Genomic DNA, 12,963 nt, shown 5'->3' on the forward strand with positions numbered 1-12,963 from the left:
TAACCAATTTTCTAACCTTTTACCTTATGCGATTCTTTCTCTGCTCTCTGCTGTTTGCCGCTTCTTCACTATTATCCGCCGAAACCGATGCGCAACTCCTGCAGGCCACGTCCCGCCAAACCGTCCTTACGTTCCGGCTCATGGGGTTGAAATTTGACACGCTCACCATCGCGGCCGGCCCAAACAGCGTCATTCCGAAATTCTCCAACAGTCTCTCCCTGGCGGAAGCGGGCGCACCCAACCTGCCGGTGCGGATTTTCGTGCTCGGGGTGCCGGAGGGGGCGACAGTCGAAGCCACGGCGGTGCCCGGTGCGTTCGAAGAAATACGGGAGGTGAACGTTGCGCCGTTTCCGACCGCGCAAGTGCGGGAAGGGGAGACCGGCGCGGCATATTTGCCCAGAGCAGAGATTTACGACCGCGATGCCTGGTATCCGGCGGACTTGGTGACAGTCGATCCGCCGGCGTATTTGCGCCAGCAGCGCATCGTGCGCGTGGCAGTGGCGCCGGTGCAGTACAATCCCGTGCAAAAGACCCTGCGCTGGTATCGGGAGCTTCGGCTGGTGGTGCGGCACGCGGCTCCAACCGCAGCCAGCGAAACGTTCAATGCGGCGGCAAGCGCCTTTGCCTCGCCGGTGGAGGAGTCCTTTTATCAAGGGGTGATTTTCAACTACGAAGCAGCACGGCCCTGGCGTGCGCCCCGGCCCGGCCAGACGCTGAGCAAAATCAGCGCGCCCATGGCCGGCGGACCATTCTACAAGATTGCCATTCGCAATGAGGGCATTTATCGCATCACCGGGCAGGCCCTGGCCGGCGCCGGCATTGATCTCGCCAGCGTGCAGCCGGCGCAGATCCGCATTTACAACAACGGCGGCCGGGAGTTGCCGCGCAGCCTGACGGCGCCGCGCCCGCAGGGGTTGATCGAGAACGCCATCTACGTCGCCGACGGCAATGACGGCCGGTTCGATTTGAGCGACTACATTTTGTTCTATGGCCGCGGGGTGGACGGCTTCACTTTCGATTCCACCAACGGCACGGCGGCGCACTATCTCAACAAATACGGCTACGAGAACTACTATTTCCTCTCGCTCTCGCCCGCCGCCGACGGCAGCACCGGCAAGCGCATGGCCACGCGCACCCCGCTGCCGGTCGCCAGTGCCACCACCATTGCCACCAGCTTTGTGCAATACCTCTTCGTCGAAGAGGAGCAGAATCCGCTTTATGAATCCACGCAATCGTGGTTCGGCTACAATTTCAGCACGCGCGGCAACAACACCAAAACCTACAAGCTGCAGCTTCCCGATCCCGTCACCGATGCCACCGCGCGCATGACCTTCAGCTTTTATGCGCCATATTTCTCCAGCATTCCCCACCGCCTGGCGGTCACCTTCAACCAGCAGCCGATCACCGAGTTCATCATTCCCGGCAACAACAGCCGCCGCCAATCCTACACGCTGGAACGCACCGGTGTGTTGAAGAACGGCGAAAACGAGCTGCTGCTCACCTACACCGGCAGCGGCGAAGCCGCCAACATGTACATCGACTTTTTCGAGCTGAGTTACCCGCGGCAGTTGCGCCTGCCGGGGCCGAGCCTGATCTTTTCGGGTACGCCGAGCGCCGGCCCCGTGGCTTACCGGTTGGAGAACGCCAACCCCAACGGCCTGTGGCTGTTCGACATTTCCGACTTCAGCAACGTCACCCTGCTCAACTCGGAGAACTGGCAGGTGAGCGGCAGCCAGCTCACCTTTGCCGACCTTGCCACCACGCCGGTGCCGCGGCGCTATGTGGCCAGCACGGCCGCCGGCTTCGTCAACCTCGAAGCGCAGGCGATCGTCAAGGATGCCGCTTCCAACTGGCGTTCACCAGAGCACGAGGCCGACATGATCATCATCACCCACGCGGATTTTCTCTCGCAGGCACAGCGGCTGGAAAGCCTGCGTGAAAACTGGCAGCCGGGCAGCGCCACCGCCCGCCTGAGCGTGGAAGTCGTCAACATCCAGGACGTGTTCGATGAATTTTCCTGCGGCCTGTATGACCCGGTGGCAATACGCGATTTCCTGAAATATGCCTATGAAAACTGGCGCAAGGCGCCGGCTTACGTGCTGTTGTTCGGCGACAGCGATTATGACCCCAAAAATCTGCGCAACAAGAGCGACAAAAACTGGATCCCGAGCTATCACACGGACGAGCTGAACATCGATGACAGCCGGGTGACCGATGCCTGGTTCACCTATGTGCGCGGCACGGATGCGGTGATGGATCTCGCCATTGGCCGCATTCCGGCACGCACCCTCGCCGAAGCCGAGGCCTTTGTCAACAAGCTGATCAAGTATGAAACCGACCCGGTGTTTGGCCCCTGGCGCAACACCCTGCTCATGGTGGCGGATGATGAGAACTCGCCCTACGGCCTGGAGGCGTTTCACATCAACGACATGGAGGATCTCATCAATCTGCGCACGCCGGATTATTTCGACATTCGCAAGCTCTACCTGACGGAATATCCCGCGGTGCAAAGTGCCGCGATCTCCGGCATCCGCAAACCCGCCGCCACCGACGCCTTCCTGCAGCTCTTGCGCCGTGGTGCCTTGATCGTCAACTATGCCGGCCATGGCAACCCCACCGTGTGGGCGCATGAGCGCCTGCTGGAGTATGCCTCCGATTTCGACCGCATCCAAAATGGCGATCTGCAGGCGGTCTGGATTGCCGCCACCTGCACCTTCGGCCAGTTCGATTTGATCGACCGCCAAAGCTTCGGCGAACAGTTGCTGCTGGTGCCGGGGCGCGGTGCCATTGCCGTGCTCGCCACCGCGCGCCAGGTGTATGCCAATGCCAATGCCAACCTCAACCAGGCCTATTACGGCGCGCTGTTTCGCTCCGGCCAGACCTCCGAGGCCCTGGGAACGGCGCTGGTCTATGCCCGCGTGCAAACCCGCCAGACCGTCAATGACGAAAAATTCCATCTCTATGGCGATCCCAGCATGCGGCTGGCGATTCCGCGTTACAGTGCACAGTTGACCACGCCCGACACCATCAAGGCCCTGGCCCGCACCACCGTGCGCGGAACGGTTTTGCGCAATGGCCAGCCCTGGCAGGAGTTCAACGGCACGGTGCGGGTGGAAGCCTTCGACTCCGAACGCTTCGTCACCTACCGCAATGGCCAGAACTTCAGCATCAACTACACCCTGCCCGGCAACTCGCTGTTCCGCGGTGAAGCCCGCATGACCAATGGCAGGTTTGACCTGCAATTCATCGCCCCCAAGGATCTTACCTACGGCGGCACGCGCGGCCGCTTCAGCGTGTATTTCTGGAATGACACCACCGACGGCAACGGCTATCGCAACAACATTGCCATTGGCGGCACGGTCGCGAATTTTACGGACAACCAGGGCCCGGAAATCAAGGTGGGCTTTCAGGGTGTCGCAGATTTTGCTCCCGGTGGTTATGTCGGCCCGGACCCGGTTTTGCAAGTGACCCTGAAAGACAGTATATCTGGCATCAATATCGCCGGCGACATCGGCCACAAAATCACCCTCACCCTGGACGGGAGAAACGACAACAGGATCGACGTGACGGATTTCTTCAATTATAATCCCGGTGATTTCACCGCCGGCACGCTCTCATATCCCCTTGCCGGCCTGGCCGAAGGCCGCCACACCGTGGCAGTGAAGGCGTGGGACAATTCCAACAACTCCAACACCGCCACCACGGAATTCGTCATTGCGCCCGCCGATCGTCTGGTCTTGTGGGCAGTCATGAACTATCCCAATCCCTTCCGCAACGAAACGCAGTTCACTTTCGAAATCAACCAGCCCGCGGCACAGGTAAAAATCAAAATCTACACGCTTGCCGGCCGCCTGATCCGCACGCTGGAGCTGCCCCCCGCGGCAGTGATCGCCGGTTTCAATCGCGTGGAATGGGACGGCCGCGATCAAGACGGCGATGAGGTGGCCAACGGCGTCTATCTGTACAAAGTGATCGCCACCCACACCGGCAATGGCAGCAGCGCGGCCATGAATGCCGAGGAGCGGGGCAAGCTGGTGGTGCAGCGCTGAACCTTTTTAATTTTCACAAAAACCTGCCACATCCACCGACTGCACGGCGGTTGTTTGACAGCAGACAGGAGCGCGCGGGGGGGTGCCACCCCCGTTAAACTGACTGAAGGAGACCATCATGGCCCTCAATCCAATGAAAACCCCGGCATGGCGCAAAAGGCTGCGCACCGCCCTCACGTTCAGCCTGTTGCTGCTGACAGCCGCGCGGGTGCCGGCCGGGGAACAGAGCAAACAAAACGGTCTCACCTGGCTGGAGTTTGAGCAGGCCATGGCCACCGCCAAAAAGGAACGCCGGCTGTTGGTGGTGGATTTCTACACGGACTGGTGCGGTTGGTGCAAGGTGATGGAGCGCGACACCTACGGCAACGCTGAAGTGATCAAATATGCCCGGGCGCGGCTGGTGCTGTCAAAAGTCAATGCCGAATCCAGTGCGCTCACGCGTTACAAGGACCAGAGCCTGACTTACCGGCAACTGGCGCTGGCGTTCGGGGTGCGCGGCTATCCCGCCACCATTTTCATCAGTCCGGAGGGTGAATTTCTCACACTGGTCTCGGGCTTCATTCCGCCGGACCAGTTTCTGCCGATGCTCGAATTTTTGGCGGAGGGCCATTACAAGAACATGAAGTATGAGGACTTTTTGCACAAGCGCAAGGGCTGAGGGCGGGGCGTGTTCGCGTTTCTCAAAAACTGGGCGGCACGCCTGATGCGGGGGGGCCGGAGCGCTGCGGGGATCGTGGTCGAAGTCTACAGCAGGCCGGAGTGTCACCTTTGCGACGAAGCCAAGGCGCAGCTCCGGCGGCTGCAACGCCGGCATGGCTTTGTGCTGCGCGAGGTGGACATCAGCGCTGATGCGCGGTTGCTGGCGGAATACGGCACCCGCATTCCCCTGGTTTGGATCAACGGACGTCTCGCCTGCAAGTATCACGTGGAGGACAGGGATTTCCTGAGAAAGCTCAGGGCGGGCCGGTGAACGTTTTACCCGAAGTCGAAGTCTCTCCCAGCAACAACGGCAGCGGCTTTGCACGTGAAAGGACAAAGGCAGCATGAACCGAACTTTCCGACAACTGGTTGCAACCATGAACATGATCTTCTGGCTGGGTTGGACCGTCATCTACGCGAGCCTCGCTTGGGCAGCGGACCTGCTGCCCGAACGGCAGCACCCCGTGGTCAGCAAAGTGATCGCGCGTCTGTTCAGCTACCATCATTATCGCCAAATGATGATCGATGACTCGACTTCCAGTCATTCCTTCGATTACTATCTGCAGGCCCTCGACCCCAATCGCAGTTTCTTTCTGGCCTCCGATCTCGCCGCCTTCGAGAAATACCGCTATCAACTCGATGACGCGGTTACCAGCGGACAACTGGAGCCGGCCTTCGCGATTTACAACACCTTCGTCCATCGCGTCGATGAACGCATCGCCTACGCCCTCGATCCCGCCCATCAGAAATTCGACTTCAGCAGCGAGGAATCCTACCAGCCCGACCGCAGCCGGGCGCCCTGGGCCGGAAGCGTGGCCGAACTGAATGAAATCTGGCGGCTGCGTCTGAAGAGCGAAGCCCTGAGCCTGAAACTTGCCGGCAAGGATGCCGCCGGCATCACCAGCACGCTCACCAGCCGCTACACCAACTTTCAAAAGCGCATCAAACAAAACACGCCGGAAGACGTGTTTCAAATTTTCATGAATGCCATCTCCGAGGCCTACGATCCCCACACCTCCTACCTGTCGCCCATCGCCTCCGAAAATTTCGGCATTCAGATGAGTCTGTCGTTGCAGGGCATCGGCGCGCAGTTGACCACCGAAGGCGAGCACACCGTGGTGGTGCGCATCATTCCCGGCGGCCCGGCGGATCGCAGCCGCGGGCTCTGGCCCAATGACAAAATCGTGGGCGTGGGCCAGGGTCTGGACGGCAAAATGGTCGATGTGGTCGGCATGCGCCTGGATGACGTGGTGCAGATGATTCGCGGCGAAAAAGGCACGGTCGTGCGCCTGGAGGTCATTCCCGCCGAGGCGCCGCCCGGCAGCCCGCCCAAAAAGCTCACCCTGGTGCGCGACAAGATCGTGCTCACCGACCGGGAAGCCAAAAGCGACACCCTGGAAATCACCCACGAGGGCCGCCCCTATCGCATCGGCGTCATCAGCCTGCCCACCTTCTATTCCGACATGGCGGCGCAGGCGCGCGAGGAAAAGGATTACAAAAGCACCACCCGCGACGTGCGCCAGAAAATCGAGGAATTGAAAAAAGCCAACATCGACGGCTTGATCATCGACCTGCGCTACAACAGCGGCGGCGCCCTGCAGGAAGCGGTCGAGCTCACCGGCCTGTTCATCGACAATGGCCCGGTGGTGCAGGTGCGCAACAGCGACGGCTCGGTGAAGGTGCTGAAGGATCACGACAACGAAGTGGTGTATGACGGCCCGCTCGCCGTGCTGGTCAATCGCCGCAGTGCCTCCGCCTCCGAAATTTTTGCCGCCGCCATTCAGGATTATGACCGCGGTCTGGTGATCGGCACCCAAACCTTCGGCAAGGGCACAGTGCAGCAACTCATCAGCCTGGATCGCTTCATTCCCTCGGCGCAGGCCAAACTCGGCCAGGTCAAACTCACCACCGCCAAATTCTATCGCATCGCCGGCGGCACCACCCAGCACAAGGGCGTGACCCCGGATATCCTCTTCCCGGGCGAACCGGGTGACAATGAAACCGGCGAAAGTGCGGAACGCAATGCGCTGCCCTGGGATCAAATTCAGCCCACCGCTTTCAGCCGCTGGAACCTGGTGGCGCAATTCCTGCCGCAATTACGCAGCCGTGCACAGCAACGCATGGCCCAAAATCCCGAATTCCGGCTCATGGAAGAGCAACTCGAACGCTACCGCCAGGAACACGCCAAAACCACCATCTCCCTGCAGGAAAGCCGGCGCCTGCGCGAGCGGGACGAGCGCGAAGAAGAAGAGCTGGCGCTGATCAACCGGCGGCGCGCCATTCACCACCTGCCGCCGTTGAAGAAAGGCGAAAAAATTCCAACCATGGAAAATTTGCCGGACCCCCAGCTCGAAGAATGCGCCCACATCGTGATGGACCTGGTTTTGCTCTCGCAACCACATTATCAAGGCAAGGTTGTCAAAGAATAAATCTCTCCCGCGGCAAGCGTTTGCTGTTGGCAAACGCTTGTTTGAAGCGCAAGTTCGCCAAGCCGCAAGAGACAACCCTGCCGGCTGCCTTGCCACTGGGCGTCCCGGCGATTTTGTGTTTGGTTTTTGCCTTTTGTCGCTGCTCTTGCAGAAGCGGGCGTTCAGTATCGTAAGGATTTCCTGAAGCACATGCCTGCCAAGCCGCAACGCAAAACCTTGCCGCCTGACACGGCGCGTGCAGACGGACACGGCCAGGGATTATCGTACAAACCGGCTTGCGACAAAGCTTCACCAAAATCCGTGCATGACAACCGGACAGAAACATATGGAAATCGTCTCCGCCGCCCTCCATCGCTACCTCGACGCCCTCCTCCCCGCACGCCCTCCCCAATTGCAGGAGATGGAAGCCCTCGCGCGCGAGCGCAATTTCCCCATCGTCGGCCCGCAAGCCGGCAGGGTTCTGTATCAATATGCCAAACTCATCGGCGCGCGCCGGGTGTTTGAAATGGGATCCGGCTTTGGCTATTCCGCCTTTTGGCTGGCACTTGCCCTGCCGGAAGACGGCAAACTCATCTGCACCGATGCCTCGCAAAACAACCTCGATCTCGCTGAAGACTATCTCGCCGCCGGCGGCCTGCGGCACAAAGTGGAATTGCTGAAAGGTGACGCACTCAAAATCCTGCAGCAACACCCCGGACCGTTCGATCTCATTTTCAACGACGTCGACAAGGAAGACTATCCCCGCGTGCTCGAACTGGCACTCGCCCGTTTGCGGCCCGGCGGTCTGCTCATCAGCGACAACGCCCTGTTCCACGGCCGCGTAACACAGGAAAATCCCAATCGCAGCACCGCAGGCATCCTGGCCTACAATCAAGCCGCCTTTCACTCCCCCCAACTGTGGACCACCATCCTGCCCGTGCGCGACGGCCTGGCGGTCAGCCTCAAACTCTCTGACTGAACCGCCGCGGCGGTGTCCTCCCTGTGCCACGAACAGCCTCCCCGCCCGCGAAGTTTTTTTGAAGCGCCAAGCCACCAAGTATGCAAAGCAAAACCCTGCCTGCTTCCTGGCGGCTTTGCGGTGAATAAATTCGTTGCGGCAGGCGGACAGGAAGTCTGCGCTGTGTTATCATTGTGGGGGGGGTGCAAACGGAAAGGGCAATTGCCCCAAGGAATCCCGCCCGTGAAATTTTTCGAAACCCGGATTTTCTCCGGCGAAAGCAAATACCAAAAAGCAGCGGGAATCCGCGTTCATCCTTGTTCAAAAATGACCACAAAAATACTTTTGTTGCAGACCCCTCAGTGCCGGTGCCTGAAGGCACTACTACGAAAGCTCATTTTCATCGTGATGGGTGTGCAAAGGCACATGGCAAATTACCACGAAATGGCTTTTTCCGTGGAGCTCTGCTTTCGTGCGCGGAATGTTTCGATTTGATGCTGTGACTGCCTCGTGTTTTCCATCGCGAAAATACCCTCCCACGAAATGGCTTCTTCCGCGGGACTTCGCTTGCGTGGGCGGATTTTGGGGGGTTGACCTTGACCTCGAGGGTGGAATCTCTGCCATGCGCGGAACTGCCGGTTATCCTTCCTTTCATCCCGGGACAGCGCCAGGAGACAGCTCCGGCAGAGTGAGCTGTTTTTGGCTGCGCCGCACACGTTGCCGGGGCTTACGATCTTGCTAAAATTTCATTTGCCTTTCAGACTCCCTGCTGCTATTCTCCGGCAACTTTCTCCCCAAGCCTGGGCGGGCAAATCGGCGCACTCCTCCAAAAATGGGAGCCCACCGTGAAAAAATCCATTCGTCTGCTGAAGATCTGGCAGCTCTGCCGGCACAAACGCATGATGACCGCGCCCCGTCTGGCGCGCATGTGCAATGTGGATGAACGCACCATCTATCGCGATATCCAGGCGCTCACCGAAATGGGCATCGCCATTGCCTGCGAGGGCGGCTATCGCGTCATCAACGAAGACGTGCTGCCGCAGCTCAATCTCACCCGCCCCGAACAATTGGTGGTCACTTTGGCGCTCAAAAACCTGCCGCTGAACCTGGACAAAGAACTGGAAAAAATCGCCAGCGACGTGCTCAACAAACTGCTCGACCAGCCGGTGGAGAGTCACGGCATCACCCTGGAAACCGCGAAAATCGGCCCGCTCAAGCCCGGGGTGTTCGCCCGTTTGCAGCGGGCCATTGATGAGCACCGGCTGGTCACCTTCATCAAATACCGCAAACTCATCGACGAAGAAGAGCACAACCTGCGGCTGGAACCCTACCACCTGCGCTTCATGGATCGCGCCTGGTATCTCGTCGCCTGGAGCTTCAAGCGCGACGCCTTCCGAACCTACCGCCTCGACCGCATCGACAAACTGCGGCTGGAAAAGGAAACCTTCACCCCCCGGCCATTCGATGCCGACCAATACTTCCGCGGTGCCTTCGGTGCGGTGGTCGATGCACCCGCGCGTCTGCGCGTGCGCTTCACCGGCCTCGCCAAAGAAATCGTGAAAAAAGACGGCCGCTTCCCGCCCGCGGAACTGCACGAGGAAAATGACGCCCTCATTCTGGACAAAACCATCCAGGGCGAAATCCTCTGGTTGCGCTGGCTGCTCGGCTTTGGCGGCGAAGCCGAAATTCTGGAGCCGGTGGCCATGCGCGAAAAGGCGGTGGCAATGCTGCGGGCAGGCCTGGCGCGCTATGGCTCATAGTCAATATCCGCCCGCAGACGTTCCAACCGGCCGGAGACCGGGTCTCCCGCAACCGGAGATCGTGAAGACTTCAATGGGTTTGGGGCAACGGCCAGGCCGTGGTGGGATCGTTGTTGAAAGTCAACTTTTTCGAACAGAATAGTTGTGTCTTGCAACTCAGCCTGGGAGGTGCGTCGGTGGCGAAGATCGTCGCGCAGCATTCCCACCGGCAACCGAAGCAGGCTGGCAGCCTGTAACCGGCATTTCATGCTACACCCAATACTCCAACCCAAAATCGACTGACCGCAGTTGTCAGGGGGGAGTGGCTATATTGTGACAAGCTTGCCGGGCGGGTATGGCAGCGATTTTTGCCTTATCTTGCCCCGACAAATGACACTGGCACCGCTCGTCTGGCGCCGGTCACGATTCGTGAAAAAACAGCTTGGGACATTCTCAAAAAAACTCTCCACCAAAAAAAGGATTCAGCCATGATGGTCGCCCCCGTGATTCCCTACTTGCGCTGGGAACTGCTGCCCGCCGCGCCCGGACCCTTTCAGGCGCATCAGCTTCGTGGCGCCATTGCCAATCTCTACCGCGAATGGTCGATCATGCACCAGCACCATGGCCGCCAGTATCTTTACCGGCACCCGCTGGTGCAATACAAAGTCATCGACGGTCTGCCCATGGTCGTCGGCCTGGGCGTGGGCGCGGAACTGCTGGCTGCTTTGGACCCGCCCCGCCGACTGTTGCTGGGCACGCGGATGGTGGAATTCAGCGAGGTCCGTCTGGTTTCCGACATCTATGAGCCGGATTTCAGCACGCTGCACCGTTTTTACTTTGCCACGCCCTGGCTGGCACTGAATGAGGACAATTACGACCGCTATCGCGAGCATGAGCTGCATGAGCGCCACCAGGCCATTCGCGAGCTGCTCGAGCGCATTCTCATCGGCAACATTCTGAGCTTTGCCAAGGGCCTGGGGCTGAGCATCCTGTCCCGGCTGCAGGCCAGCATTGCGCAATGGTATGCCGAGCCGGTGCGCGCCAAACAACGGCAGAGCGGCCTGCTGGCCGGCTTTGCCGCCAGCGGCGAAGTCACCTTTTCCGCCCCGGCGTTTTGGGGCTTCGGCAAACAATCGAGCCGGGGCAATGGGGTGATGATGACCGCGAAAGCGGAGTGAAGAGGGCAAAATCGGACTTGCGCCGTGAGATTTTGAAAAAAAGTTCGTCGTTTCGCCTTTAGGCGCCGGGCATTTATCAAGGAGAAAAAGCGATGATTCTCAAATTTCCACAAACCCACAACCCGTGGGTTGATGCCGGCCTGGTCGGCTTCGTGCAATTCGTCGAGCTGGATATGCCGGCCGACGTAACGTTGCGCCTGCTGCCCGATCGTCTGGAACTGGAGGGTGAGAAAGAGGCGCTGAAAAGTTTTTTGGAGAAACAATTCCAGCGCCTGGTGCAGGAATGGTACAATGCCTCGAGCGCCAAGCAAAAAGAAGAGTTGTCAGGATACTACTTTGACCCGGTGCATTTCCGCTTCCAGCGCTTTGGCAAATCCCTGCCCAAGGGGCTGGCGGCATTGTTGTTTGATGCAGCCGCACGTGACTATGAAGGCCCGAACTGGGATCCCAAAAAGGATTGCGACGGCAAGAGCGGCCAGGAAACCTCCCGACTCGACCCCGGCGAGGCACGCGAATGGGCCAGGAAAGCCGGCTTGCGGCGCAATTTGCAGGACATGCTCGATGAATTTTTGCTGGAATCCGGCCTCTGGCAAAAGGGCAAGGCTCGGCCCAAAAGTGGGACCAAAGTCATGCTCTGGGGCCGGCCCAATTTGCGCATTCCTGACGTTGAAGTGTGGGCCGAGGACGCCAAGACCAAAGGCGTGTGCAGCATTTCCGGAGAGCCGGTGGGTGCGCGCTATGATATCGACGGCAAAAATTTTCCCTTCACCGTCGGCAAGAGCGGCCACGTGAATTTCACGCCGGACTGGCAAGCCAACGAAAAAATCGGCTGGAAAACCGCTTACCTGTCGCTCTTCGCGCCGGTGATCGGTTTCTGGCAGGGCGGCCATGGCGATCCGCATTTGATCGGCGCGCTGCCGGTGGCCAGCGATCTCGTCACCCTGCAGCGCAATGTGCGTTATCTGCAAAGCATGCTTCATGATGACCCCAGCCTGCAAGGCAACTTCGAAATCAAACTCAAAGCCCTGCGCCATTCCAAAGAGCCGGAGGAACGCTTCGTGGCCTTCTTCGAGCGTCTCTTTCATCTCACCCTGCAAACGCGCCACGACGAACCGCTGGAAGATTTCAGTGAGTATGAATTTTTCACTCTGCCGCAGGAAATCAACAATGGCGCGCCCACCGCGTTTCTTTTGATCGAAGCGCACAAAAGCGCCAAGTGGGATATCAAGCACGCCGAAGTGTACCAAGACCCCATTTATCTGCTGCGCCTGTTCAGCCGCATGTATGTGCGTGCCCCCCAGACCCGGCAAACCGGCATCGGGGAAGAAGGCGAAGCCGCAAACGATGATCAACACTGGCAGCACGTTCAGCTAAACTTTAGCCGCTTCTTGCAACAACTTTGGGACCCCACGCGCTACAACAAGCGTGGCGGTCAGGACGGCACCCCACCCGCCCTGCTGACCCGGCGGTTGGTGCTGCGCCACATGCTGGGCAAAAAGCGCGTGCTGCCAGTTCTGGTTGCCCATGCCTATTCGATCAACCGCGAGTCTGGCAAAACCGCCGCCATTTCCGAGTTGCTCAAATTCGCCGAAATCTATGAACCTTTATTTTGGAGCAAAGACATGATCGCAAACCGTGATCAATTTCTCAAAGCAGCCAAGGAGCTGGGCGAGCACGTCGCCATCGTCGTGCACCAACACGACAATGGCCGCAAGAACCGGCTCTACAAGCTGCGCCGCGCGCTCACGCTGCCGGATTTTCTGCGCGAACTCAACACGCTGCAGGAACGTTTCGGTCTCACCGTGCCGGATGAGCTGACCGCCGGCCTGCTGGCGCCGCAAAACTATGACGAATTTCGCGGCTTCTGCCTGCTGAGCGCGCTGAACAAATTCAACAAAATGAGTTTTGCCAAATCCAAACAAGGAGCTTGAA

Annotated in this window: 9 protein-coding genes; all 9 read left to right on the plus strand. The window is 59.2% G+C overall.

The window, feature by feature from the left end:
- Positions 1–26: 26 nt before the first annotated feature.
- Positions 27–4,049, plus strand: a complete 4,023-nt coding sequence (gene porU / locus ONB52_14900) for a type IX secretion system sortase PorU (GenBank protein MDZ7417425.1) — start codon at positions 27–29, stop codon at positions 4,047–4,049.
- A 118-nt stretch (positions 4,050–4,167) separates the two neighbouring features.
- On the plus strand, positions 4,168–4,707 hold the full coding sequence (locus ONB52_14905) for a thioredoxin fold domain-containing protein (protein MDZ7417426.1): 540 nt from the start codon (positions 4,168–4,170) through the stop codon (positions 4,705–4,707).
- Positions 4,708–4,716: 9 nt separating this feature from the next.
- Entirely contained in the window at positions 4,717–5,019 is a 303-nt protein-coding gene (locus ONB52_14910) for a glutaredoxin family protein (protein ID MDZ7417427.1), read from the plus strand.
- Between the two features lie 73 nt (positions 5,020–5,092).
- Positions 5,093–7,177 carry a carboxy terminal-processing peptidase gene (locus tag ONB52_14915; GenBank protein ID MDZ7417428.1) on the plus strand — a complete coding sequence of 695 codons (2,085 nt, stop codon included), beginning with the start codon at positions 5,093–5,095 and terminating at the stop codon, positions 7,175–7,177.
- A gap of 325 nt (positions 7,178–7,502) precedes the next feature.
- A complete protein-coding gene (locus tag ONB52_14920; protein MDZ7417429.1) occupies positions 7,503–8,135 on the plus strand; it encodes an O-methyltransferase in 633 nt (210 codons plus the stop codon).
- Between the two features lie 222 nt (positions 8,136–8,357).
- A complete protein-coding gene (locus tag ONB52_14925; GenBank protein ID MDZ7417430.1) occupies positions 8,358–8,609 on the plus strand; it encodes a hypothetical protein in 252 nt (83 codons plus the stop codon).
- A 350-nt stretch (positions 8,610–8,959) separates the two neighbouring features.
- Positions 8,960–9,874 (plus strand): WYL domain-containing protein, encoded by a 915-nt coding sequence (locus tag ONB52_14930; GenBank protein MDZ7417431.1) that lies wholly within the window; start codon positions 8,960–8,962, stop codon positions 9,872–9,874.
- A gap of 467 nt (positions 9,875–10,341) precedes the next feature.
- Complete coding sequence (locus ONB52_14935) at positions 10,342–11,031, plus strand: CRISPR-associated endonuclease Cas6 (protein MDZ7417432.1); 690 nt, start codon at positions 10,342–10,344, stop codon at positions 11,029–11,031.
- Between the two features lie 92 nt (positions 11,032–11,123).
- Positions 11,124–12,962, plus strand: coding sequence for a hypothetical protein (locus tag ONB52_14940; GenBank protein MDZ7417433.1), 1,839 nt, complete (start codon positions 11,124–11,126; stop codon positions 12,960–12,962).
- The last annotated feature ends 1 nt before the right edge of the window (position 12,963 follow it).

Source organism: candidate division KSB1 bacterium (assembly GCA_034506255.1).
Lineage (GTDB): Bacteria > Zhuqueibacterota > Zhuqueibacteria > Zhuqueibacterales > Zhuqueibacteraceae > Coneutiohabitans > Coneutiohabitans thermophilus.